The sequence below is a fragment of the Novosphingobium sp. HR1a genome (assembly GCF_015594425.1).
GTDB lineage: Bacteria > Pseudomonadota > Alphaproteobacteria > Sphingomonadales > Sphingomonadaceae > Novosphingobium > Novosphingobium resinovorum_A.
In genome coordinates this window covers 32,777-56,404 of record NZ_JABXWS010000035.1, presented here as the reverse complement: position 1 = coordinate 56,404, position 23,628 = coordinate 32,777, and the positions used below count along the sequence as shown (strand labels likewise).

The following is a 23,628-nucleotide window of genomic DNA, read 5'->3' as shown; positions in this document are numbered from 1 at the left end:
GCACTGCACGCATCATGACTCAATTGCCCAATCCTCCGGCACTCAAGCCAATCCAGGTCGGTCCGGTGACGATCGACTGCCCGGTCGTGCTCGCGCCGATGACGGGGGTTTCGGACCTGCCGTTCCGCCGGATGGTGCGCGCCTTCGGGTCGGGCCTCAACGTCACCGAGATGATCGCCAGCCCCGCTGCGATCCGTGAGACGCGCGTGTCGCTGCAGAAGGCGATGTGGGACAAGGTCGAGGACCCGGTCTCGATGCAGCTGGTCGGCTGCGACCCCGAACAGATGGGCGAGGCCGCCAAGCTGGTCGAGGACCGCGGCGCCGCCATCATCGACATCAACATGGGCTGCCCGGTGCGCAAGGTCGTCAACGGTGACGCGGGCTCGGCGCTGATGCGGCAGGTGCCGCTGGCGACCAAGCTGATCGAGGCGACCGTCAAGGCGGTGAAGGTTCCGGTCACCGTCAAGATGCGTATGGGCTGGTGCCATGACAGCCTCAACGCCCCCGAACTCGCGCGGATCGCCGAGGATCTGGGCGCGAAGATGATCACCGTCCACGGCCGCACCCGCAACCAGATGTACAAGGGCGAGGCCGACTGGGCCTTCGTCCGCAAGGTCAAGGACGCGGTGTCGATCCCGGTCATCGTCAACGGCGACATCTGCACCGTGCACGATGCCGCGCAGGCGCTGGAACAGTCTGGCGCGGACGGTCTGATGATCGGGCGCGGTTCTTACGGACGTCCCTGGTTTCTCTCGCAAGTCATGCAATGGTGGCGCGGCGAGGCGGTCTCGGCCGATCCCGACATCGCCGGGCAGTACGACATCATCCGTCGCCATTACGAGGACATGCTCGACCACTACGGCGCGGACACCGGCGTCCGGATGGCTCGCAAGCACCTTGGCTGGTACATCAAGGGCGTGCGCGGCTCGGCCGAGTTCAGGAACAAACTGAACTTCATCGCCGATCCTGCTGAAGTCCTTCGTGAAATCGATGAGTTCTATGCTCCCTACCGCGGCACCGACGACAGTCAGCTCCGCGCCGCATGAGCCTGGACACCCGGACCGATCTGCCTGACGCGCAGCGGCTGCTGGCGAGCCTGCCGCATGCCGTGCTGCTGCTGGAGAACGGACGGACGATCGCCTGGCTCAACCCGGCGGCGGAGCAGTTCTTCGGGCAGTCGGCCCGGCGCCTCGTCGGGACGCGGCTGCGCGACATCATGTCGATCTCCGACCGCCGCCTGCTGGATCGGCTATCGGATTCCGAGGCGCCGGTCTCCGCGCGCGAAATCGTGGTGCAGATCAAGGGCAAGGGCGCGCGGCGGATCGACATCAACGTCGGCCCGGTCGCGGACAGTCCCGGCTGGCAGGTCGTGTCGCTCCACGACAATTCCGCGTCCGAGGCGCTTGGCGACGACTCCGGCGGCCCTGACAACGCGGTCCTGCGCGGTCCCGAGATCATGGCGCATGAGATCAAGAACCCGCTCGCCGGCATTCGCGGCGCGGCGCAGCTTCTCGCGCGCAAGGTCGACGAACGGGACAAGGCGCTAACGGACCTCATTACCGGCGAGGTCGACCGCGTCGCGGGGCTTATCGAGCGGATGCAGAAGCTGAGCGGCCGCACGACGCCGCCGGTGGAGCCCTGCAATCTCCACGAGGCAGCCCGCCGCGCCATCGACGTGCTGAACGCGGCCAAGGCGGAGAAGCCGGCGTTCCGGCTCGTCGAGGAGTTCGATCCCTCGCTGCCATCGGTGCTCGGCAGTCCCGACGGGCTGGTGCAGGTGATGATGAACCTGCTCTCCAACGCCGCCGATGCCTGCAAGCACGTCGCCGAGCCGCGCGTGATCATCCGGACCCGCTTCGCCAGCGGCCTGCAGCTTCACACCGGCGATGACGGTGCCCCGCTGCGCCTGCCGATCGAGGTTCGCGTCAGCGACAACGGCCCCGGCATCGATCCGGCCATGCGCGATCATATCTTCGAACCGTTCGTCACCACCAAGAAGTCGGGGCAGGGCCTCGGCCTGCCGCTGGTCCGCAAGCTGGTGCGCGACATGAACGGTCGCATCACCCACGACCGCGACGACGAGAATGGGCTGACCCACTTCCGCATTCACCTGCCGCTCGCCCGCGAGACGCGCAATCGCCCCCGGAGAAAGACGGCATGACGCAGAACGTGCTGCTGGTCGAGGACGACATGTCCATCGCCATCGTCATCACCGCCGCGCTCGAAGCGGAAGGGTTCGGCGTTTCGCACTGCGTCACCATCGCCGAGCGTGACCGGATGCTGGCGGATCGCGGGTTCGCGGCGCTCGTCACCGACGTGATGCTTCCGGACGGTGACGGGATCGAGACGATCGAGCGGGTCCGCGCGCTGCATCCGCACATGCCGATCGTCATTCTCTCGGCCCAGAACACGCTCGATACCGCCGTGCGCGCCACCGATACCGGCGCCTTCGAGTATTTCCCCAAGCCGTTCGACATCGACGAACTGGCGCGCACCGTGCGCCAGGCAGCCGGCACGGCGCAGGGTCTTGCCGCGGACGGCGAGGAGCCGGTCGCGGACGGTCTGCCTCTGGTCGGCCGCAGCGCCGCGATGCAATCGGTGTTCCGCATGATCACCCGTGTCCTGCGTAACGACCTGACGGTGCTGATCCTGGGCGAATCCGGCACCGGCAAGGAACTTGTGGCCGAGGCGATCCATCAGCTCGGCAATCGCCGCGAAGGCCCGTTCATCGCCGTCAACACCGCCGCGATCCCCGCCGAACTGATCGAGAGCGAACTGTTCGGGCATGAGAAGGGCGCTTTCACCGGCGCCGTCGCGCGTCACGTCGGCAAGTTCGAGCAGGCAGCGGGCGGCACGTTGTTCCTCGACGAAATCGGCGACATGCCGATGCAGGCGCAGACCCGCCTGCTGCGCGCGCTTCAGTCGGGCACCGTACGGCGGGTCGGCGGGCGCGAGGAAATCCGCCTCGACACCCGCATCGTCGCCGCGACCAACAAGGACCTCGAGCCCGAAATCGCCGCCGGGCGCTTCCGTGAGGACTTGTATTACCGGCTCAACGTGGTGCCGATCCACATGCCGCCGCTGCGCGACCGGCGCGACGACATCGACGTCTTGGCGCGCCATTTCCTGCAGCACGCCGCCAACGAGGGGCTACCGCGTCGCCAGTTGACGAAGGAAGCCGCCGACCTGCTCAGCCGCCAGCCCTGGCGCGGCAACGTGCGCGAACTCAAGAACTTCATCTATCGCCTTGCCCTGCTGGCGCGCGAGGACGTGATCGACGCCGAGGCGGTCCTGCCGCTGCTGACACAGGAGGCGCCCCCGCCCGCCGAGGATGGCGGCGCGCCGAGGGCGGTCGATATCGCGACTGCGGTGTCGGAATGGCTCGCGGTCAATCGTCCGCCAAGCGGCTCGATCTACAACAGCGCGATGGCCGCTTTCGAGCGGCCGCTGTTCGCCGAGGTCCTGCGCGAGACTGCAGGCAATCAGTTGCGTGCGGCGCAAGCGCTGGGGATTAATCGCAACACCTTGCGCAAGCGCCTGGGCGAATTGGCGCTCGATCCCGAGGAATTCGCTCGTCGTCCCTAGAAGGGCCTTCGTGGATTTACTCTTGCAGCGGGGTCACAGTCCTGTTGTAACAGCGCAACGATGAGTGAAGTTTCCGTCCAGAAGCGTGCCTGGCCCCGATGGTGGCGGCGAATGCAGGTCGCTGCGCGCCGGGCGAACTTCTTCGCGGTCATGGAAGTGCTGTCGGTGGTCGCCTTCCTGACGATGACGGTCACCACTTGGCTCGCCATCAACAGTGGCGGAGACCGCCGCGAACTGCTTCCCTCGAACCTGACCGCCAGCCTGCTGGTGGGCACGCTGGTGCCCGCGATGGCGATCCTCGTCCTGCTCGGCAGGCGGATGGCCCTGCGTCGTGCAGCCGAGCACGCGACCGGCGGCACCGGCCAGATGCACGTGCGCCTGGTGTTCATCTTCTCGCTGATCGCCGCGATCCCGACTTTGCTGGTCGTGGTCTTCGCGTCCTGGCTGTTCCAGTCGGGCGTGGAATTCTGGTTCTCCGACAGTTCGCGCGGACTGCTGGAGAATGCCAACAAGCTGGCGCGCGGCTACTACGACCAGACGCTTCGCGACGTCGGCTACGAATCCGTGGCGATGGCCACCGACTCGCGCGCGGAACTGAGCCGCAGCCCCGTCGCGAGCCGGGAGTTCCAGGCGTTCCTCTCGTTCCACGTCATTCGCCGCAACTTGAGCGGCGCGGCGATCATCCAGATCGACGCAAGCGGGGAACAGCGCACGCCGATCATCGTCGATCCGGACGGCGTTGCCGAAAACAATCGCATCAGCAAGGATGGCCTCGAACGGCTCGACAAGGGCGAGCCCTACGTCGTCAGCGCGAAGGACAACCGCATCGTCGCGGCCGCGCCCATCGAGCGGTCGTCGGGTGTCTATCTTCTTGTCGTGCGCAGTTCGGACCTGCTTTCGCTCAGCCAGGGCGAGCGGGCCGAGAACATCGTGCTGGCCTACGAGGCGCTCACCAGCCAGGCGCGCGTGCTGCAGCTGCGTTTCAACGTGGCCCTTTTCGTGGCCTCGCTCGCTCTCGTTGGCCTGTCGGTATGGTTCGCGCTGCGTTTCGCCGACCGGCAAGTGGAGCCGCTCTACCAACTCGTGGATGCCGCGCGCCGAGTGGGTGCGGGCAACTACGCGCTGCGGATCGAGGGACGGACCGGCGCAGACGAAATCGGCCTGCTGAACCGTGCGTTCAACCGCATGACCGCGCAGATCGACAAGCAGACTCAGGCGTTGCTCGGCGCCAACAGCCAGCTCCACGAGCGCAGCGTCTTCATCGAGGCGGTGCTGGAATCGGTCACCTCGGGCATCATCTCGCTCGATGAGGGCGGACGTATCCTGCTGATGAACTCGACCGCGCAGATGCTCCTGACCAACAGGGCGCAGGATGTGCCGGAAGGCATGCCCATTGCGGAACTGGCACCCTCGATCGCGGCGTTGGTGGAGCAGGGGACGACCAGCGGCATCGTCCAGTACAATCGCGGCGGCGACCTCCTGACACTGGCGGTCAAAACCAGCCGCGACGCCACCGGCCACGTCATCACCTTCGAGGATATCACCCGCCAGCTCCTCGACCAGCGCACGGCGGCATGGTCGGACGTGGCGCGGCGCATCGCGCACGAGATCAAGAATCCGCTCACTCCGATCCAGCTGGCAACCGAGCGCCTCAGCCGCCGCTATCGCAAGCAGATCACCGATAACCCGGAACTGTTCGAGGACCTGACCCGCACAATCATCCGGCAGGTCGGGGAACTGCGCAAGATGGTGGACGAGTTCTCCTCCTTCGCCCGCCTGCCCAAGCCGGTGTTCCGCACCGAGGACCCGGTAGCGCTGACGCGGCAGGCGCTGTTCCTGCAGGAGGTGGCGAGGCCCGACATCGACTTCCGCTTCTCGGCCGGGCGCGACATCCGCGTCATCGACTGCGATCGCCATCAGTTCGGACAGGCGATGACTAACGTTCTCAAGAATGCCGTAGAAGCCATTGAAGTAAAGTCTAAAGATGCGGGCGAAGACTATCGCGGTGCGATCAGCGTCGAGGTGGCCGATCAGGACGATTCGGTCGTCGTGCGCGTTACCGACAACGGCATCGGGCTCTCGCAGGACAAGGAGCGCCTGATCGAGCCTTACGTGACGACGCGTGAGAAGGGCACGGGCCTCGGGCTCGCGATCGTCAATAAGATCATCGAAGAGCACGGCGGCGAAATGACCTTCACCGCCGCGCAGGGGGGGGGCACCACGGTGACCATGCGTTTCGCGCATGACCCGCCGGCCCAGGAAGCAACCAGTTCGGCACCCGCACGCAAGCCGGAGGCCGCGCAATGACCCGTTTTTCCAGCACGAAGAAGATGGCCCATGGCACTTGATATCCTGATCGTCGACGACGAACGCGACATCCGCGAACTGGTCGCCGGCGTGCTGAGCGACGAAGGCTACGAATGCCGCACCGCGGGCGACAGCGATGCTGCTCTTGCGGCGGTCGATGCCCGCCGTCCGTCGCTGGTGCTGCTCGACGTATGGCTGCACGGCAGCCCGATGGACGGGCTGGAAATCCTCGACGCGATCAAGGCGCGCGAGCCGGAACTGCCGGTCATCATCTTCTCCGGCCACGGCAACATCGACACCGCCGTCGCCGCCATCAGCCGCGGCGCCGTGGACTTCATCGAGAAGCCATTCGAGGCGGAAAAGCTGCTGCATCTCGTCGCCCGCGCGACCGAGACGGAGCGCCTGCGCCGCGAGAATGCGCAGCTGCGCCAGGGCGTGTCCATGGGCGAGGAGTTCACCGGCTCCAGCGGAATCATCAACCAGGTCCGCGCGACGCTCAAGCGCGTCGCCAACACCGGCAGCCGCCTACTCATCACCGGGCCTGCCGGGTCGGGCAAGGAAGTGGCCGCACGGCTGCTCCACGCCTGGAGCCCGCGCGCCGGCAATGCCTTCGTCAGCGTCAATTCCGCCCGGATCACGCCTGAACGCTTCGAGCAGGAGCTGTTCGGCGAGGAGGCCGACGGTACCCTGATCCGTTCCGGCCTGCTTGAAAGCGCCGACGGCGGCACCCTCTACTTCGATGAAGTGGCGGACATGCCGCTCTCGACCCAGGCGCGAATCCTGCGCGTGCTTACGGATCAGGCTTTCGTGCGTGTCGGCGGCACCCGCCAGATCCGCGTAGATGTCCGCGTGGTTTCCTCCACCTCGCGCGACTTGGAAAAGGAAATCGCCGAGCGCCGCTTCCGCGAGGACCTGTTTTACCGACTCAATGTCGTGCCGATCGCGATCCCGGCACTGCGCGAGCGCCGCGACGACATTCCGGCGCTGATCGACCACTTCTTCGCCCGCTATGCCAACGAGCAGGGTGTCACCCCGCCGCAGGTGAGCGGCGAGGCGATGACCGCGCTCCAGGCCTACGAATGGCCCGGTAACGTCCGTCAGCTGCGCAATGTCGTGGAGCGCACCGTCATCATGGCCCCGCGCGAGAAACTCGCGAAGATCGAGGCGGACATGCTCCCGCCGGAAATCTTCAACAGCCGGGGAGGGGCCGATACCGGCGTCACCGTGATGATGAGCGCCCCGCTGCGCGAGGCCCGCGAGAGTTTCGAGCGTGAGTACCTGCGCGTCCAGATCCGGCGGTTTTCCGGCAATATCTCGAAGACCGCCGCTTTCATCGGGATGGAACGCTCGGCACTGCATCGCAAGCTCAAGTTGCTCGGCATGTCGGAGCGGCGCGAGGACGAAACCGACCTCGACGAAACGATCTGAATTTCGGTGTAACATTTCTGCTACAAAAACCCCGTTTACTGCATTGCAGCAAATGGGTAGTTTCCGATTCGAGAACGGCCCGCGCTAACAGCGGGACCAGATCGCGGACCGCATGGGCGGCCGCCAAAAAAAAGGAGCATACACATGGCTGGTCGTACCCTTTCCGCGCGCCCTAAAGCGACGACGGAGCCCGAGGTTGAAGAAGCCGCACCGGCCGCCGCAGTTGCCGCTGCCGCGCCTGTTGCCCCCCCGGCATCCACGGGCAAGGGTGGACAGAACCTGCAGGACCAGTTCCTGAACCTGCTGCGCAAGAACAAGACCCCGGTTACCATGTTCCTCGTCAAGGGCGTGAAGCTGCAGGGCATCGTTACCTGGTTCGACAATTTCTCGATCCTGTTGCGCCGTGACGGTCAGTCGCAGCTCGTCTACAAGCACGCGATCTCGACGATCATGCCTTCGACCCCGGTGGACGCCCGCCAGTTCGGCAATGGTCCGGAGAACGCGAAGAAGCAGCGCGTACTGCAGGACGTCTTCCTTTCCAGCATCCGCAATGCCGGCGTGCAGGTGACGATGTTCCTGATCAACGGCGTTATGCTTCAGGGCCGCGTCGCCGCTTACGACCTGTTCTGCATGCTGCTCGAGCGCGAAGGCTATGTGCAGTTAGCGTACAAGCATGCGGTTTCGACGATTCAGCCCGTGACTCCGGTCGACCTTCAGGCGCATGAAGAAGCCGACGACTGAGAGAAGCTGAACAAAATTGAACGATGAACTGAAGGGGGAGGTCACGCGCGGTGCGCGTGCCCTCGTCGTATATCCGCAAATGCGTGGGCCAAGGGGTGAGAGGAACGATCTCGACCCCGAAGCTCGTCTTGAGGAGGCGAGGGGGCTTGCGCTCGCGATCGGCCTCGAAGTGGTCGAGGCGATGGCGATCGTCATTCGCGAAGCGCGCCCGGGCACGCTGTTCGGCGAAGGCCAGATCCAGAATATTTCCACGGCCTGCACACTGAACGAGGCCGAACTCATCATCGTCGACGGTTCGCTGTCGGCGATCCAGCAGCGCAACCTGGAAGAGAAGCTCAAGCGCAAGGTCATCGATCGCACCGGGCTCATCCTCGAAATCTTCGGCGAGCGGGCAGCGACGGCGGAAGGCCGCCTGCAGGTGGAACTGGCGCACCTCGATTACCAGGCGGGGCGCCTTGTCCGCAGTTGGACTCACCTCGAGCGCCAGCGCGGCGGCTTCGGCTTCCTCGGCGGCCCCGGCGAGACGCAGATCGAGGCCGACCGCCGCATGATCCGCGACCGCATGGCCAAGATCCGCCGCGAACTCGAGCAGGTACGCCGCACCCGCGGCCTCCATCGCGACCGCCGCGAGAAGGCGCCGTGGCCGGTGGTCGCGCTCGTCGGCTATACCAACGCCGGCAAATCGACGCTGTTCAATCGGCTCACCGGTGCCAGCGTCATGGCGGAAAACCTGCTGTTCGCGACGCTCGACCCGACGATGCGGGCAATCCGCATGCCGGGTCTCGAAAAGGCGATTCTGTCGGACACGGTGGGTTTCATCTCGGACTTGCCCACCGAACTGATTGCCGCCTTCCGTGCGACGCTTGAGGAAGTGACCGCCGCCGACGTGATTCTTCACGTTCGCGACATCGCCAACCCGGACACCGAGGCGCAGAAGCGTCAGGTCCTCGATGTCCTGGCTGATCTCGGCGTGATCCAGCCCCCGCTCGACGATCGCAAGGCGCGCCAGGCTCCCGCGCTCGACTGGTCGGACGACGAGCCGGATGACGAGCCCGAGCCGCAGGTGCCGATCATCGAGGTCTGGAACAAGTGGGATCTGCTGGACCCGGACCAGGCGCATGAACTCCGCGAGGTGGCCATGCACCGGGAAGGGGAGGTCATCGTTCCCGTCTCGGCGCTGACCGGAGAGGGCTGCGACGCGCTGCTCGACATCGCCAGTCGCAACCTGACGCGGGATTCCAGGATCTACAGCTTCGTGCTGCCGGTCGCTGACGGCCAGCGCTTCGCATTTCTCCACGCGCGCGGCGAAGTCGTGTCCGAAGAGGATGCCGGAGAAGGCGAGCAGGGGCCGCAGATGAGGCTGGAGGTGCGCCTTTCAGAGCGAGAGTTCGGGCGCTTCAAGGCGCTCTGAGCGCTGCCATGGTGGTATTGTGCGGCCGTCGTGTGCAGCTTATTCGCTGCGTTTGACGGCCTGCCAGTACGCTTCCTGTTCCTCCAGAGAAAGCGTTGCGAAGTCGCGATTGTCCTCGGCTGACAGCGCTTCCATGGCGCGGAACCGGCGCTCGAACTTTACGTTCGCTGCCCGCAGCGCGTCTTCAGGCGCTATGCCGTTCAGCCTTACCAGATTGACTGCCGCGAAAAGCAGGTCGCCTGCTTCTTCCAGTCGCTCGGCAGCGGATGCTTCGGCCAGTTCCTGCATTTCCTCGCGGACCTTGTCAGCCGCTCCGCTCGGATCGGGCCAGTCGAAACCGACGCGAGCCGCGCGCTTCTGCAGTTTCTCCGCCCGCATCAATGCCGGGAGCGACAGCGCCACTCCGTCGATGGCACTGGTCGCGCCCTTGGCGGCACGTTCCTTGGCCTTCAGTTTTTCCCAGCGATCGGTTTGGGCATCTCCGGTCGCGTCATCGCCGAAGATATGAGGATGCCGCGCCTCGAGCTTGTCGGAAATGGCGGCAGCGACATCGCCGAACGCGAAATGCCCAAGTTCTTCCGCCATACGGGCATGGAAGACCACCTGCAGCAACAGGTCGCCGAGTTCCTCGCGCAAGGACGGCAAATCGTCATGCGCGATGGCTTCGGCGACTTCGTAGGCTTCCTCGATCGTGTAAGGAGCGATCGTTGCGAAAGTCTGCTCCTTGTCCCATTCACAACCGTCCTGCGGATCGCGCAGGCGGGCCATGATGGTCAGGAGGCGGTCGATCTGTTGGTGTCGGATCTGGGTCATGCCTGAGTTGATAATGATGATTATGTAAAATAACGGATGGCTGATCGGAGGCTGGTCATCAGCCGATCTTCAAGCCGGACCACTGGATGACGACCACGAGCGCGATGATGATCGCGGCCCAGATAGCCGCAAGACGCAGTGCCTGTCCGCCGCCAAGTCCACGGATTTGAGGATTGCGCAGCGCCAGGACCAGGCAACCGACGATGGAGATCATCGAGACGATCATGGCTGTCGTGTTCACGGCGTAAGCACCAGTCCATCATAAGCGACCTGCACGTTCGCAGGCACCGAAGCGCTCAGTGTGGCATAGTCCATGCTCTTGTCGAGATGCGTCAGCACGGCCGTTCCCACCCGGCAGACTTCAGCCAGTTCCAGCGACATCGCCAGATGGGCATGCGTGGGGTGCGGTTCACGGCGCAGGCAATCGACGATCAGCAGGTCGCAGCCATAGAACAGATCGATCATGCTACGCGTAATCTGGTTGAAGTCCGTGGCATAACCGACTGATTTTCCATCGGCATCGAACAGGAATCCGGTCGAATCCATCCCGCCATGAGGCATCTGCGTATGGCCTATGCGAAAGCCTTCGCACAGCCGCAGGGTATCGAGATTCTCCAGAGAAATCAGCGTTGGGTAGCCGTGCTGTCCGGCAAAGACGTAGCCGAACCGCTGCCGCAACCGCCGCACGGTTTCGGAGTCCGCATAACCCGGGATCGGTCCGGCGCGGCCGTAGCGCAGCGGGCGCAGGTCATCGATACCATGGCAATGGTCGGCGTGGTCGTGCGTCCAGAACACCGCATCGATGCGATGGATGTCGTTGGCAAGCAGTTGTGCGCGCAAGTCGGTCGAAGTGTCGACGAGGATACGGGCACCGGCGTCGCTTTCGAGCAGGATCGACACCCGTGTGCGACGGTTGCGCGGCTCATCCGGATCGCACAGTCCCCAGTCGGCGCCGCCGTTCTCGCCGCCGAGCCGGGGCACTCCGGTCGATGTGCCGCTGCCGAGGACCGTGACCTTCACGCGTACTGCGCCTTGGAGAACAGCGCGAAGAAGTTGCGTGTCGTGGCCTCGCCGAGTTGCGTCACGGTCGTTCCCCGCAGGTTCGCGACGAAAGCGGCCGTATCGGCGGTAAAGGCTGGTTCGCACTTGCGGCCGCGATGCGGGATCGGAGCCAGGAACGGCGAGTCGGTTTCGATCAGCAGGCGATCTTCAGGAATGGTCTTCACGACCTCCTGCAAGTCCTTCGCATTCTTGAATGTCACGATGCCTGAAATGCTGATCGTCAGCCCGAGTTCGAGAACCTTGCGGCCGAAGTCGGCGCTGGCGGTGAAGCAGTGGATCAGCGCCGGGAAGGCGCCCTTCCCCATCTCCTCGGTGAGAATGCGCGCGGTGTCGTCTTCTGCATCCCGGGTGTGGATAATGATGGGTAGGCCGGTCTCGCGGGAAACGGCGATGTGCGTGCGGAAAAGCGCCTGTTGAACCTCGCGGTCGGACTTGTCGTAATAATAATCCAGACCGGTCTCGCCGATGCCGATCACGCGCGGATGGGCTGCGGCTTCGAGCAGGGCGCCCTCGCCCAGATCGGCATGCTGGTCCGCTTCGTGCGGGTGGATGCCGACCGAGGCCCAGACGTCGGGTTCGCGTGCGGCGGTGGCGACCACGCGGTCCCATTCTCGCTGCCGGGTCGAGATGTTGAGAAAGCCCTTGATCCCGGCATCGCGGGCGCGTGCGAGCACGGCCTGCTGATCCTCGACCAGACCTTCGTATTCGAGATGGCAGTGGGAATCGATCAGCATCAGGCTGCGGCTTCCTCGGGCAGTTCCAGTCGCGGGAATACGCCTTGCGGCTTGTCGACCTTGAAGCCCGAACCGGCGAGTGCGTCGAACCAGCCGGTATCGGCAAGCGCGGCGTAGTCACGCGCGTCGATCGTCTGTCCCATCTGGTCGAGCAAGGCGTCGATCGCGGTCGGCACGACAGGACGAACGGCGATGGCGAGATCGCGTACGACGCGGAAAAGCGTCATCAATACGGCTTCCATGCGAGCGGGGTCGCTCTTGCGCAGCGCCCATGGGGCCTGTTCATCTACGTACTGGTTGCAGGCGAAGACGCCGCGCATCCAGGCTTCAAGGCCGGTGCTGAAATCTAGCGCGTCGAACGCCGAGCGCAGTCCGGAGACGGCCTCAGCCACGGCTGCGAACAGCGCGGTGTCGGCTTCGCTTTCTTCAAGTCCAGCTTTCAGTTCACCATCCATGTTCTTGAAAATCATGGACAGGCTGCGCTGGGCTAGATTGCCGAAGCTGTTGGCGAGTTCGGCGTTGGCACGCGTCACGATGGCTTCGTGCGACCACGAACCGTCCTGCCCGAAGGCGACTTCGCGCAGGAAGAAGTAGCGCAGGGTATCGACGCCGTACGTCTCGGCCAGACCGATCGGGTCGGTGACGTTGCCGAGTGACTTCGATTCCTTCTGGCCGCGATTAAGCAGGAAGCCGTGGCCGAAGACCTGCCTGGGCAATTCCAGGCCGGCGCTCATCAGGAAGGCAGGCCAGTAGACGGTGTGGAAGCGGACGATGTCCTTGCCGATGAGGTGGACATCGGCGGGCCAGAACTTCGCGAAATCGCCCTCTTCCTCGGGGAAGCCGAGGCCGGTGATGTAGTTCGTCAGGGCATCGACCCAGACGTACATCACATGGTTGTCGCTGCCCGGAACCTTGATGCCCCAGTCGAAGCTGGTGCGAGAGACCGACAAGTCGCGAAGCCCGCCTTCGACGAAGCGCTGGATTTCGTTGCGGCGGTTTTCCGGGCGGATGAACTCGCCTGCGGCATAGAGTTCCAGCAGCTTGTCCTGATATTTGGACAAGCGGAAGAACCACGATTCCTCGACGGTCCATTCCACCGGCGTACCTTGCGGAGACAGCTTGCCGCCATCCTCACCCGCCTGCAGTTCGCTTTCGTCGTAATACGCCTCGTCGCGTACCGAATACCAGCCTTCGTAGCGGTCGAGATAAAGGTCGCCATTCGCTTCCATGCGGCGCCACAGTTCCTGCGTCGCGGCGTGATGGCGCGGTTCGGTGGTGCGGATGAAGACATCGTAACCGATGTTCAGAGCGTCGCACATCTCCTTGAAGTAGGACGACATTTCATCCGCGAGCGCCGCCGGCGTGGTGTCGAGGTCGCGCGCCTTCTGGGCCATCTTCAGGCCGTGTTCGTCCGTGCCGGTCTGGAACCGGACGTCGAAGCCTTCCGCCTTCTTGAAACGGGCGATCACATCGGCGGCGATGGCCTCGTAAGCATGGCCGATGTGGGGCCGCCCGTTGGGGTAGCTGATGGCGGTGGTGATGTAATAGGGCTCGCCCATGCGGCGTCGCGCTTTCCTGACTGGAGTTTACAGATCGATCTTCAAGTGCGTTCTGAACTTCACTCAGGAGTCCTGCGAACGCGCTAACGTGCCGCTTCTCTAGGCATCGCGGCCGAGGCCAGCAACCCGCCAATTTCCATTATGAGGAGCCCGGCATCGAAATTGTAGGTCGGAGCCTGCGTCGCCAGCGTCGTCAAGGCGCCATAGGCTTCGATAATTCCGAGCTGGCGTCGACGCGGGGCATCGCGAAGCTGCTGGACGAGGACGGCGCGGGCAAGCTCAAGCGCTGCCAACTGACGGTCGCGTGCCGGTCTGCCGCCCATCTCTTCGGCCAGTGCACCGCGTAAGGCGAAGTCCGGGTCGCCGCGCTGCAGGATGCGCATCATCAGCGCGTGAATGCCGCCGAGATCGTGCTCGACGATATCGAGCGCCACGCCGGGCGACCCTTGCGCGGCAGCGATCGCGGCCGCGCGCGCGGCGGCATCGGCCTGGGGCGCATCGCGGCGGATGACAGAGTCGAGTTGTTCCGGCCCGAGTGCGGCGAAGCGGAGGACGCGGCAGCGCGAACGGATGGTGGGCAGCAGGCGGCCGGGCTGATGCGTGACGAGAAGGAAATACGTACCGGCGGGCGGCTCTTCCAACGCTTTGAGAAGCGCGTTGACGGCGCCCTTCTCCATGTCGTCGGCCGGGTCGATCACGATGGCGCGGCGATCGCCAAGCGTGGGCTTGATCGCGAGGCGGCGGATCATGCCGCGCACCTGATCGACGGTGATGTTGCGCTTGGTCTGGTAAGGCTTGCCCTCGGCCTTCTTCTTCACCTCGTCGTCATTGGCGGGAAGGTGGTCGAGGATATGGATGTCGGGATGCGTTTCCACGTCAGGCATCGGGTGGCCCGGCTGACGGACCAGTTCGGCGGCCGCAGCGCGCGCGAAAGCGCGCTTGCCCAGGCCCTTGCCGCCGCTCAGTAGCCAAGCATGGTGCATGCGCTCGGATGCGATGGCGGCCAGCCATTCCTGCCACGCGGCGTCCTGACCGATGAAGGGCTTGTCCATGGTCATGACAGTAGCGGTGCCAGCGCCGTCATTACGAGGGCATGGGTGGCCTGCGCATCGCCGTCGCCGTCGATCCGGGCGAAGCGGGCGGGCTCCGCCTCGGCGAAGACCGAGAACGCGCTGGCCACGCGGGCGTGATAGGCGGCGTCCCGCCCGCCGATGCGGTCGCTGCCATCGGTGTCGCGCAGGGCAAGCCTGTGCACGGCCACCGCAGGCGTGACTTCCACCAGCAGCGTCAGGTCGGGCAGTAGCCCCTCGCTGCCGATGGCGTGGAGGGAGGCGATGTCGGCGTCGGACAGACCACCGCCGCCGCCCTGATAAGCGCGGCTCGAATCGAGATAGCGGTCGCAGATCACCCATGCCCCGCGCGCAAGCGCCGGGCGGATCAGGCGGTGGACATGGTCGGATCGTGCGGCGGCGAACAAAAGCGCCTCGGCGCGCGGGTTCCAGCTTTCGCCGCCGTCCCCCTCGACGCCATCGAGGAGCAGGGCACGGATCGCCTCTGCCCCCGGAGTGCCGCCCGGCTCGCGGGTGGTGACCACCTTCAGGCCAAGCCCACGCAAGGCTTCGGCCAGCAGGCGGGCCTGCGTGGACTTGCCCGCCCCTTCCCCCCCCTCGAGCGCGATGAATCGACCCTGCATCATGTGAACAGGTTGATAAGCCCGTTCAGCAGCCTGTCCAGCCATCCGGCAGTCCCCACGTCACGCCCCGCGTAGAGCGGCACGCGGCCCGGTGCGAGCCCGGCGACGCGGATCTCCAGTTCGCCGACCTGCTCGCCCTTGCGGATCGGCGCCTTGATCGGTCCGCTGTAGTGGACGGCAAGCGTGATGCCCGGCTGAGTGCCGCGCGGGATGGTGGCGTGAACCTCGCGGTTGGCGACGAGCGGCAGCGAGCGGGCGTCGCCGCCTTGAACCTTGGCCTGCGCGATCGTCTGGCCCTGGTCGAAGAGGTGGCGGGTGTCCCACGCGGCAAAGCCCCATTCGAGCAGCGCCTTTGCCGCATCGTCGCGCACCTTGGGCAGCGGCGATCCCGCCAGCACCATGACGAGGCGGCGCCCCCCACGCTCGGCCGTGCCGAGGAAGTTGTAGCCAGCCTCGCGGGTATATCCAGTCTTGATGCCGTCCGCGCCGGGCACGACGCCCACCGTCGGGTCGTGGCTGCGCATGTGGACGTCGCGCCAGATCCAGTGCTTGTGGCCCGAGAACTCGCGGTAGAGGTCGGGATAGCGCGTGATCATGGCGTCGGCGAGGCGCACGAGATCGCTGGCGGTGACGTAGGTGTTGCCCTCGTCCATCCAGCCGTTGGGAGTGTTATAGTGACTGCGCGTCATGCCGAGTCGCCGCGCGGCGTCGTTCATCTTCGCCGCCCAGCCCTGCACGCTGCCCGCATAGCCCTCGCCCAGCACGACGGCGGCATCGTTCGCCGAAGCGGTCATGATGCCATGGAGCAGGTCGCGCGTGGTCGGCCTGTCCTTGGTCGTGATGTACATGTTGGTGCCCTTGGCGAACCATTCCTTCTCGGTCTCGGGGCGCTCCTGGAACTGGCGGTCCATGCGGAGACGGCCCGCGCCGATTTCCTCGAAGGCGACGTAGGCGGTCATCACCTTGGTCACCGAGGCGGGCAGGAAGGGCGTATCGGGATGTTTCTGCGCCAACACCTGGCCGGAGCCGAGATCGACCAGCAGACTTACCGGTATCGGCGCAACCTGCGGCGGCGGGGCCGGGATGGAGGCGGCCGAGGCACTCGCCGGTATGGTTACGGCCAGGGCCAGCTTCACGATATTGGAAAACGACTTCAAGACCCGACTTCTCCCGCGCGCCTGTCGGCGTCTGGCTGCGCGCGGGAGACGTTTCAGGTTCAGTCCGCGCCGAGGATTCGGGCATCCCTATAGCCCGCGCCTTTCGCCTTCTCCAGCGCCGGCGCGGCTTTTGCACGGTTCGCGTAAGGACCGAGCCGCACGTGCCAGAACTTGCCTGCCGGGGACACGCTGCCACCGAGTTGCGCGGCGACCTTGCGAGCCGAGGATTCGGAGGAAAACGCGGCTACCTGTACGTAAGTCGAGCCCTTCTCGGCAGGCTTGGCCGCTTCCGGTTTGGGCTTCGCCGCCGGAGCGGCGGGCTTCGGAGCGGGGGCCTTGGGCGGCGAAGGGGGCACCGTTTGCGACGGGCGGGCGGCGGGCGGTACGGTCGGGGCGACGGATGCGGGCCTGGCCACCTTCGGTGCTGCCACCGGCTTCGCGGCCGGAGCCTTGACCATCGCAGGCGGTTCTCCCGCAGGCATTGCCGGCGGCGTGGAAGGCGGCGGGACCAGCGGCGACTGATCCGCCAGTTTGCGGCGCAGGACCTTGAGCAGTCCTTCGGGCGTTTCCATGCGCTCCGGCGCCCGGCCGCCGGCCCGAAGGAGCGCGCGCTCCTGCTCCGGCGGATTGACGCGGCGTACCCGCACTTGCGCCCTGGAGCCGGGAGCGAGACCGATCTGCGCCGAAGCATCGGCCGACAGTTCGATGAGTGCATCGTTTACCATCGGGCCGCGCCTCTCGATCCGTACGAGGATGGTGCGGCCGGTGTCGAGCGCTGTCACCTCCGCATAGCTGGGCAATGGCAAAGTCTTGTGCGCGGCAGTCACGCCGGTGCCTTCGCCGGTGATGACACCGCCGACCGCGTCGTAGTTGAGCTGGTCGGTCGGCGTCCAGACGGTGCTGCCGATGGTGAAAGGTTCGCCGACGACGACCGGATAATCGGCGGCAGGCCCCGTAGCAGGAGCAGCGACCTGCGGAGTGCGGGAAGCGGCCAAGGCCCCTCCCGAACCGAGCAGGATCAGCGCCGCAAGCGGCAGGGCATGGTTAACGGGCAATCTCATCTGCAAGCAACCCCACGGACATGGCGTAGTAGTTCGAGCAGTTGTACTGGAGGATCACCCGATAATTACCGGTTAACAGATAAGCCGGAGTGCCCGGACCGTCGGGCTGGAACAGCGAGGCGAGGACATCGCCGCCGATCGCGCCCTGCGGCGCCACGCCAAGGGCGCGCCATTGCGAAACCGGCTTCCACTGCGAATGGCGCGCATGAACTGCGGCGCATGACGGCGACGACAACTTCGTCGCATAGGCGTTTACGTTGAACCCGGACGGCAGGCTGGCCCGCACGCCCCAGGGCTCACCGGTGCGCCAACCCGCGTCGCGGAAATAGTTCGCGATCGAGGCCAGCGTGTCGGCCGAACTGGAGAAGATATCCGCCCGCCCGTCCCCGTCGCCATCGACGGCAAGGCGCAAGTAGACGCTCGGCAGGAACTGGGGATACCCGAAGGCCCCTGCCCAGCTGCCCTTGAGCTGCGACCGCGGCACGCCCCGGTCGACCATCTTCATCAGGGCGATAAGCTCGCTCTCGAACAGCTCGCGGCGGCGCCCTTCCCAGGCCAGCGTCGCCAGCGAGCGTGCGAGGTCGAAGTCGCCAGTGTAGCTGCCGAAATTGGTCTCATGCCCCCAGATCGCGAAGAGAATCGGCGCGGGCACGCCATATCGCCGCTCGATCTGCGGCAGGATCGAGGCAAGTGAAGTATAGCGCGACTTGCCGCGCGCCACGATCGAACTGCCCACGTGCTGCGCGATATAAGGCGCCAGTGGCGGCGGCGCCCCGCGGCTGCCGGGCTGCGAGGTATCGAGCGCGATGACCCTCTCGTTGGGCGTGAGGCCGGTCAGCACGCTGGTGATGGCGGCTTCGCTCACACTTTGGGATCGGGCATGCGAGGCGACCGTGCGCAAGTAATCGGGAAAGGACTCCGGTTGCGCGCAGGCCTGCGCGGCGGGAAGCGCAAGCACGACGGCGAAGACGGGAAGACGCAGCGATCGCATGAATGCCGCAAGGGTTATTACAGGGGTCATCGCGAGGAAACTTCGCACAAAGCGAACCGGTTGCAAATGGCCTGCCGCCTCTCGTCGTGGACAGTCGCCGCAAGCCCGATGCCCTTCACCGAGCATCAACCCCTTGCGCCCGCGCCACTTTGGGCTATGCGCAGCAATTGAGCGGACAGGTGGCCGAGTGGTTTAAGGCAGCGGTCTTGAAAACCGCCGTGGGTGCAAGCTCACCGTGGGTTCGAATCCCACCCTGTCCGCCAAGAAATATTGATAAATAAGGGAAAATTTGGCGATTATGCGCCTGTTCCCATAATAGCTCCCCGATAGCTCAACTGCTACCTCTGCTTGCAGCCGATTCTCGTCGGCTGTGGAGCGGTCGTTCTTCCCATTGATCCAAGGCATTCATGCAACCAATCGCACTGCCACCTAAGGAAGCCTTCGCCATGCTCAGCATCGGCCGTACAAAGGGGTATGAGCTGATTGCGGCTCGCGAACTTGAAGTGTTCAAGATCGGCCGTTCGACCCGGATCACGGTTGCCAGCATTCTGGCCTTTATGGAGAGGCAGATAGCCAGTCGCGACGTCTGATGCAGACCGTGTCGCGCCCGTAAAACGGTGGGTTGTTGCACAGGCTAGGCAATGCCAGCCCCGTATTATTTACAAGGATGTCTGGAAGAGGTTGGCCCAACCGGCAATCGATGGTGGAAGCGCGGCCGGGCCCAGGATCGCATGCTTTTATATTTTGCCGAAGGAACTGGGGAATCGTCGAACAAGTTCCGAGAATCCTTGGCGGCGAGTAGTTAGCCTACGATGGTCGCAGTCACCCGGTGGCGAAAAGGCTGGTGCGGGGTTCCGGATCTGCGAAGGTCACGGAAGGCGCCGCCAGCCAGATCAGGCAGGATTGCCTCTACCGTGGCAGCTTCTTCGAGGGATCGAACATCCACGAACAGGTTGAAGTGCCCATCAAAGCAGATGCTGACCACAGCTGATGGCGGGCAAGCCGCATGCACCAAGGAATGGAGAGCTTCAATCTCCGCACAGAGCGAGCGGCTATACCCAGCAGTGTCCGGAAAGGCATGGATGTTGCTGAATGCGTTCATGGTTACCTCGATAGGTTTCACATGAGAAACGCATCATCCCCATTTTCGATCCATCGCTAGAAAAAAACGGTTCATCGTAAATCGGGTCATCCTGCGCCAGTGGGCCTTCGGTGTGGGCCGGGCCACCCCTGCATACGCAGCCACCATTCGTGATGGCGTTCCGTAGCATGACCTCGTGCCCACTCTGCGCGTGCGGCAGTGCCCCGGTAAGGATTGCAGGCCGATGACAGGCCATCGCGTGCCGCTTTTCGGCCCCACAAGAAGGCATCGTTTATCGGCGTCAAGGGTTGTCCCCGAGATGCTGGTGAGGCCGATGAAGTTGCAAATCAGGTGGCTGATCTGACCTCACACCCAACGCCGCCGGAAGATTTTCCAATCGGGATCCAGTGTCATATCGCACGAGAACATGTAGCAACCGTCCTCAAGAATATCGACGACGCCGACCCAGCCGGCCTGAACAGCGCTCAACGCGACAATCACGTCATTCGTGTCGATCTCCAAAGGATCGCGTGCCGGGTGTACGGACAATATGTTGTAACGCGGCATGCTCACCCCCGATCCCCGTCACATCCGAGGGATTATGGGCGCGATGGAATCGAGCATCGCGCCCACGTCATCGTCGTGCTTCTGGAGATCGACGATGCCTAGTCCCTCGGGAGGACGACAGAAGATCGCACCGAAACGCGAGGGTGTGCACAACATAGATCAAGTTGCGCTGATGTGATTGGTGCCCGTTGAGGTCTGCTTCACCCCAAGGGCGGGCGCGTTAAACGCTGTACCTGGGAAGACACGGACTACGCCTTCTCTTGATGGCAGGCATCTACTTCACTTCGGCGCATAAAGACAGGGAAATAAAACGTTCGGCGCCGAGGTAGACGCCGTCGCTTACTCTCCCTCCTGCCCGGCTATTCGGCGCTTTCATGCTTCTGTCTACTGGATTCATGCGTGAGCGCTGCCGAAACCGGGACGGATGCGAACGACCTTGCATGTGGGCTCAGCATTAGGCCAGCGCTTCATATACCTTAGATGCCGGAACGCAGGCTGTATCGGCCTCTCAAGCCGCGCGAGTCAGTTCCAGCTTGCCGACTGCGATGTCACCCTCGTGCGCACGAGCTTGCGCCAGATCGAAAGCAGTCTGCATGCGCATCAGGGTATCGGCCTTCACCCCAAACGCCTTCTCGAAACGGATAGCCATCTCTGCCGTCAGAGCGGAATGCCCGTTGAACAACGTGCTCAATGCTTGACGCGAGACGCCGAAATGTTCGGCCAGAGCCTTAACCGTCAGGCCGTAAGGCTGCACGATCTCGGACTTGAGCCACTCCCCGGCATGGACGTGGATCGACGGATGCAGCTTAATCGCCATGATAGTCCTCCAAATCCATATCGGTCAGCGCCCCCTCCCGTGATCTGGAAGGTTCAGGCGCCAGTTCTTCGTCACGGCCATCGACCAGGTTCCGTCGCGATCCCCCGTCAGCCTGTGCAGGCCATAGTTCGGCGGTATCGCAAGCTCATCCAGAGATCCGGCCGCGTCGATGAAGGCAATCATCTTGCGGAGCCGATTGGCGTCTCCGATAAGGCCTTTGGTCGAACCCGTTTCCACGAAACGGCGCAGCGCCTTATCGGTGATGCTCTCGATCTCCACGCTTCACGATATGGTTGAAGCAACTTCACGTGTCAAGTTAGGCTTGACGCACGTTCCAGTGAGAAGGCTTGGCCGGGCGGCCTCGATCGAGACAGAAGCAGCAACTGTCCCCCGCAGCCGTAAACTGCGAGGGAAGCGAAACCTGCGGCCTTACTTAGTGACCGAGGCCGTCGTCAGCACCGCAGGGGCAGGCGCCACGGCCGGAACCGCTGTGGGCACCGAAATCACCTGAGGCTGGACGGCCTGAAACGCGAGATCCTCATCCAGGAAGCCCTTTACGGACGATCCACTGGCGATGAACGCGCTGGTGCCGGTGGTGAGAAAGCCTGCGATCGGAACGAGCGCGATGGGTGCCACGACGCCGCCCGTGCCGGTGACGCCCTTGTCATCGAACGTGCCGGACAGGCGCACATTGCGACCGTTGAGGTTGAGCGAGACGACACGCGCGCCGATGTAACCAGACTTGCCCCACATGCCCTTGTTGCGCACTTCAGTGATCTCACCGATTGCGGGCGTGCCCGACCGGGCGCGACTGCTCGAGCGCTATGTCCGGATACTGGAGATCGATGAGTGAAGAACCTGTTTCAAGCGATGTCGCCGCTCTTTCTGGCGCTGACTGCAGGTCAGCTCCCGGCCTTAGCCAAAGCTGCCGAATGGGCGGTCTGGCAAAGCGAACCTTTCCCTTTCTCGATCTGCTACCCGGCCGACGTGTTCCAGCAGCGTAGGGTATCGGACACGGGTCACGCGATCGCATTGGAATCGAGAGACAGCGCACAGTTGATCGCCGGGAGCATCGACTACACCCGCGAAACGTTGGCCGAACCGTTACGGATCGAGCAGGAAAGGCTGACCCATGTCGCCCTGATTGCACGGGGTGAGAACTGGTTTGTCGTTTCCGGGACGCGGGTTGACCAAGCCCTCTACACGAAGGCCGTCCGAGTGGGCGATCGGTTGATAGCGCTCCGGTTCCGCTATCCTGAAAGCCTCGCAGCCAAGTACGCCCCCATCGTCGAGCGGGTAGCGGAATGCCTTAAAGTCCCCGAGGATGCCTATTGAGGATTCCGGGATGATCGCGCGCACCTGCCCGGCAACCCTATGGTGCGCGCTTCGATGGGCCTGCCATAGCAGCATATGCGGTCATTGATGCGGCTGCGACCACGGCCATCCAGATCGCGACGTTACCGGCCCGGATGAAGGTGGAGGCGCCCCAAGCCCCGCAAACCAAGGATGCCCACAAGATCAGGTAAGGTGCCCAATTCCACTTCGGGCCGCCCATGAGAGCCGCAGCGATATGCTGCCCCAGCTTGACCAAGGCACCAGTCATGTAGGTCACCCCGATCGAAACTTCGCCGTTGCGCTGGAAGACGGCATTCTCCGCGCCCATAGCCGCCGCGAGAACCATCGCGGCCGGCAGGTGGGAAGTCACTTCGCTCAACGATGCTGCTGCGGTGAGAAGCACTGTCACGAGCGCCAGCACTGCGGGTTTTCGGTGCCGGGTGGCGCGGGAAGCGACGCACGTTCCTGCGATCACGCCGAAGACGAACGACAAGACCAAAGATCCGGCAATGAATGCTGCCGGTATATCCCGAACCAGCCCGACCGCGACGCGAGTGGAATTGCCGCTCATGAAGGATACGAAAAAGCCGCCGAGGCTGATGAACCCGATTGCGTCAACGAAGCCAGCCAAGGCCGCGAGCATTGCCGCCAACACCCAGAACCGCTTCTCATAGGCGATCATCGTCGGCTGAGCGGCTCAGTCAGTGCTTCTGAAACTTCGGCAAGTCACCCGTCATGTCGCTTTACCTTTCACCTTGCCTCCGCCCCGCAACGGACGCGGGGATATTGAACCATATGCAATCGCACCCCGGCAAGGGCTTCCAACGCCACAAGCCCTAAGCAGGCCCGCAATCGAGTGCTCTGGCTCCGCTCGCCGCAAACGGGCTCACAATGTGCATAAGTGCGTAGTCATTCGGATGAGATCGACCATTAGCGCGCACGGCGTGGCGACTTGCAGGGGATCGCCGCGCCTACCTGGCCCGTGCGAGGAAGCGGTAAGGCTCATGGGCGGCGCCGATCAACTGGCCAAGCTCTGCTGCCTGCGCGCTGTCCATGACGATGTTGACCAATTCGAGCAGTTCGCTTTCATCAGCAGGCCAGCCTTCGAAAGAGGCTCCGTCAAGCGCTGCCGCGATGTCGTCTTCGGTAATTTCCCGGAACGACTGGTTCTTCATCTGGCCTCTCCTCCTGGTGGTGACGAAGACCATGCGCTCGTAAGAATCCCGGGCCAGTTAAAAGCTTGCAAGGCGGACCTCTGAGGACCGCAGACAATCGAGGCGAACTAT

At 64.1% G+C, this 23,628-nt stretch carries 26 protein-coding genes and 1 tRNA gene; 10 read left to right on the top strand and 17 right to left on the bottom strand.

Annotated elements, in window-relative coordinates; translation table 11 throughout:
• Positions 1–14: 14 nt before the first annotated feature.
• The 7 genes from dusB (at position 15) to hflX (ending at position 9,472) form a co-directional block, all read left to right on the top strand.
• On the top strand, positions 15–1,046 hold the full coding sequence (dusB, locus tag HWN72_RS07750; RefSeq protein WP_008828551.1) for a tRNA dihydrouridine synthase DusB: 1,032 nt from the start codon (positions 15–17) through the stop codon (positions 1,044–1,046).
• Positions 1,043–2,161: a nitrogen regulation protein NR(II) gene (locus tag HWN72_RS07745; RefSeq protein ID WP_008828550.1), complete on the top strand. Its 1,119-nt coding sequence runs from the start codon at positions 1,043–1,045 to the stop codon at positions 2,159–2,161. Before dusB ends, HWN72_RS07745 begins: the two co-directional genes overlap by 4 nt.
• Positions 2,158–3,585 (top strand): sigma-54 dependent transcriptional regulator, encoded by a 1,428-nt coding sequence (locus HWN72_RS07740; protein ID WP_008828549.1) that lies wholly within the window; start codon positions 2,158–2,160, stop codon positions 3,583–3,585. Before HWN72_RS07745 ends, HWN72_RS07740 begins: the two co-directional genes overlap by 4 nt.
• Positions 3,586–3,696: 111 nt before the next feature.
• Positions 3,697–5,892: a HAMP domain-containing histidine kinase gene (locus HWN72_RS07735; protein ID WP_008828548.1), complete on the top strand. Its 2,196-nt coding sequence runs from the start codon at positions 3,697–3,699 to the stop codon at positions 5,890–5,892.
• Positions 5,893–5,922: 30 nt separating this feature from the next.
• Positions 5,923–7,320: a sigma-54 dependent transcriptional regulator gene (locus tag HWN72_RS07730; RefSeq protein WP_008828547.1), complete on the top strand. Its 1,398-nt coding sequence runs from the start codon at positions 5,923–5,925 to the stop codon at positions 7,318–7,320.
• A gap of 144 nt (positions 7,321–7,464) precedes the next feature.
• A complete protein-coding gene (hfq, locus tag HWN72_RS07725; protein WP_008828546.1) occupies positions 7,465–8,061 on the top strand; it encodes an RNA chaperone Hfq in 597 nt (198 codons plus the stop codon).
• Positions 8,062–8,077: 16 nt separating this feature from the next.
• Positions 8,078–9,472: a GTPase HflX gene (gene hflX / locus HWN72_RS07720; protein ID WP_008828545.1), complete on the top strand. Its 1,395-nt coding sequence runs from the start codon at positions 8,078–8,080 to the stop codon at positions 9,470–9,472.
• A 39-nt stretch (positions 9,473–9,511) separates the two neighbouring features.
• Here the strand turns inward: hflX and mazG are convergent, their stop codons facing one another.
• The 10 genes from mazG to HWN72_RS07670 all read right to left on the bottom strand — a co-directional run bounded on the left by mazG (position 9,512) and on the right by HWN72_RS07670 (position 18,542).
• The gene (gene mazG, locus HWN72_RS07715; RefSeq protein WP_008828544.1) at positions 9,512–10,285 is read right to left on the bottom strand and encodes a nucleoside triphosphate pyrophosphohydrolase; all 774 of its coding nucleotides are present in this window, start codon (positions 10,283–10,285) and stop codon (positions 9,512–9,514) included.
• A 58-nt stretch (positions 10,286–10,343) separates the two neighbouring features.
• Positions 10,344–10,526, bottom strand: coding sequence for a hypothetical protein (locus tag HWN72_RS07710; RefSeq protein WP_211150009.1), 183 nt, complete (start codon positions 10,524–10,526; stop codon positions 10,344–10,346).
• On the bottom strand, positions 10,523–11,305 hold the full coding sequence (locus HWN72_RS07705; RefSeq protein ID WP_211150008.1) for an MBL fold metallo-hydrolase: 783 nt from the start codon (positions 11,303–11,305) through the stop codon (positions 10,523–10,525). The genes HWN72_RS07710 and HWN72_RS07705 overlap by 4 nt, the downstream gene beginning before the upstream one ends.
• Positions 11,302–12,081 (bottom strand): TatD family hydrolase, encoded by a 780-nt coding sequence (locus tag HWN72_RS07700; protein ID WP_036524784.1) that lies wholly within the window; start codon positions 12,079–12,081, stop codon positions 11,302–11,304. Before HWN72_RS07700 ends, HWN72_RS07705 begins: the two co-directional genes overlap by 4 nt.
• On the bottom strand, positions 12,081–13,640 hold the full coding sequence (gene metG / locus HWN72_RS07695; protein WP_036524786.1) for a methionine--tRNA ligase: 1,560 nt from the start codon (positions 13,638–13,640) through the stop codon (positions 12,081–12,083). Before metG ends, HWN72_RS07700 begins: the two co-directional genes overlap by 1 nt.
• Positions 13,641–13,723: 83 nt before the next feature.
• A complete protein-coding gene (locus tag HWN72_RS07690) occupies positions 13,724–14,698 on the bottom strand; it encodes a DNA polymerase III subunit delta' (RefSeq protein WP_036524788.1) in 975 nt (324 codons plus the stop codon).
• Positions 14,695–15,336 (bottom strand): dTMP kinase, encoded by a 642-nt coding sequence (gene tmk, locus HWN72_RS07685; RefSeq protein WP_036524790.1) that lies wholly within the window; start codon positions 15,334–15,336, stop codon positions 14,695–14,697. The genes HWN72_RS07690 and tmk overlap by 4 nt, the downstream gene beginning before the upstream one ends.
• Positions 15,333–16,490 (bottom strand): D-alanyl-D-alanine carboxypeptidase family protein, encoded by a 1,158-nt coding sequence (locus tag HWN72_RS07680; protein ID WP_008828664.1) that lies wholly within the window; start codon positions 16,488–16,490, stop codon positions 15,333–15,335. Before HWN72_RS07680 ends, tmk begins: the two co-directional genes overlap by 4 nt.
• Before the next feature lie 59 nt (positions 16,491–16,549).
• On the bottom strand, positions 16,550–17,551 hold the full coding sequence (locus HWN72_RS07675) for an SPOR domain-containing protein (RefSeq protein ID WP_211150007.1): 1,002 nt from the start codon (positions 17,549–17,551) through the stop codon (positions 16,550–16,552).
• Positions 17,535–18,542 (bottom strand): lytic transglycosylase domain-containing protein, encoded by a 1,008-nt coding sequence (locus HWN72_RS07670; RefSeq protein WP_155986481.1) that lies wholly within the window; start codon positions 18,540–18,542, stop codon positions 17,535–17,537. Before HWN72_RS07670 ends, HWN72_RS07675 begins: the two co-directional genes overlap by 17 nt.
• 173 nt (positions 18,543–18,715) lie before the next feature.
• Here HWN72_RS07670 and HWN72_RS07665 point away from each other — a divergent pair.
• Both HWN72_RS07665 and HWN72_RS07660 read left to right on the top strand, forming a co-directional pair.
• A tRNA-Ser gene (locus tag HWN72_RS07665) sits at positions 18,716–18,805 on the top strand.
• A 144-nt stretch (positions 18,806–18,949) separates the two neighbouring features.
• On the top strand, positions 18,950–19,132 hold the full coding sequence (locus HWN72_RS07660; protein ID WP_036530551.1) for a helix-turn-helix domain-containing protein: 183 nt from the start codon (positions 18,950–18,952) through the stop codon (positions 19,130–19,132).
• Positions 19,133–19,344: 212 nt separating this feature from the next.
• Here the strand turns inward: HWN72_RS07660 and HWN72_RS07655 are convergent, their stop codons facing one another.
• The 5 genes from HWN72_RS07655 to HWN72_RS07635 form a co-directional block, all read right to left on the bottom strand.
• Positions 19,345–19,644: a hypothetical protein gene (locus tag HWN72_RS07655; protein WP_231958162.1), complete on the bottom strand. Its 300-nt coding sequence runs from the start codon at positions 19,642–19,644 to the stop codon at positions 19,345–19,347.
• Positions 19,645–19,989: 345 nt separating this feature from the next.
• Complete coding sequence (locus HWN72_RS07650) at positions 19,990–20,190, bottom strand: hypothetical protein (protein ID WP_211150006.1); 201 nt, start codon at positions 20,188–20,190, stop codon at positions 19,990–19,992.
• Between the two features lie 508 nt (positions 20,191–20,698).
• Positions 20,699–21,007, bottom strand: coding sequence for a HigA family addiction module antitoxin (locus HWN72_RS07645; protein ID WP_036530547.1), 309 nt, complete (start codon positions 21,005–21,007; stop codon positions 20,699–20,701).
• A 24-nt stretch (positions 21,008–21,031) separates the two neighbouring features.
• Positions 21,032–21,286: a type II toxin-antitoxin system RelE/ParE family toxin gene (locus HWN72_RS07640; protein WP_309141557.1), complete on the bottom strand. Its 255-nt coding sequence runs from the start codon at positions 21,284–21,286 to the stop codon at positions 21,032–21,034.
• A 150-nt stretch (positions 21,287–21,436) separates the two neighbouring features.
• Positions 21,437–21,775 (bottom strand): hypothetical protein, encoded by a 339-nt coding sequence (locus tag HWN72_RS07635; protein ID WP_375154517.1) that lies wholly within the window; start codon positions 21,773–21,775, stop codon positions 21,437–21,439.
• An 81-nt stretch (positions 21,776–21,856) separates the two neighbouring features.
• Between HWN72_RS07635 and HWN72_RS07630 the strand changes: the two genes are divergently transcribed.
• Entirely contained in the window at positions 21,857–22,342 is a 486-nt protein-coding gene (locus HWN72_RS07630; protein WP_036530546.1) for a hypothetical protein, read from the top strand.
• Positions 22,343–22,379: 37 nt separating this feature from the next.
• On the opposite strand, the gene HWN72_RS07625 is transcribed toward HWN72_RS07630, so the two are convergent.
• Both HWN72_RS07625 and HWN72_RS07620 read right to left on the bottom strand, forming a co-directional pair.
• Complete coding sequence (locus tag HWN72_RS07625; RefSeq protein ID WP_211150005.1) at positions 22,380–23,024, bottom strand: YoaK family protein; 645 nt, start codon at positions 23,022–23,024, stop codon at positions 22,380–22,382.
• Between the two features lie 289 nt (positions 23,025–23,313).
• Positions 23,314–23,550 carry a hypothetical protein gene (locus HWN72_RS07620; protein WP_211150004.1) on the bottom strand — a complete coding sequence of 79 codons (237 nt, stop codon included), beginning with the start codon at positions 23,548–23,550 and terminating at the stop codon, positions 23,314–23,316.
• Positions 23,551–23,628 lie beyond the last annotated feature (78 nt).